At 46.1% G+C, this 345-nt stretch carries 1 protein-coding gene; it reads left to right on the forward strand.

Annotated features, from left to right (window positions below; translation table 11 throughout):
* On the forward strand, positions 1 to 345 hold a 345-nt coding region (locus tag AUR64_RS20770; RefSeq protein WP_205628421.1), incomplete at both ends, for a hypothetical protein.

The following is a 345-nucleotide window of genomic DNA, read 5'->3' on the forward strand; positions in this document are numbered from 1 at the left end:
GCAAAAGCACTTGCTGATAAATACGCGATAGCAGCGCAAACGAGCGCTGCGAATTATGCGTTTTACTTTGGCGCGACCCCAGACAACCTTGATGAAATTAAAGCCCTAGATGCCAAAAATGTATGCGGCGTTAAAGTGTTTATGGGAGCATCAACAGGCGATTTACTGGTTGAACATCCTCATGCCCTTGAAGCCATTTTTCGGGAAAGCCCGGTACTCATTGCCACCCATTGCGAGCAAGGGGAGGTTATTCAACAAAATCAGCGCCGTTTAGAAAAACGTTATGGCGAGTTACAAATAGAGCATCACCCGTTAATTCGTGATGAGTTGGCGTGTTATGCATCT

This window comes from Haloprofundus marisrubri (assembly GCF_001469955.1).
Taxonomy (GTDB): domain Archaea; phylum Halobacteriota; class Halobacteria; order Halobacteriales; family Haloferacaceae; genus Haloprofundus; species Haloprofundus marisrubri.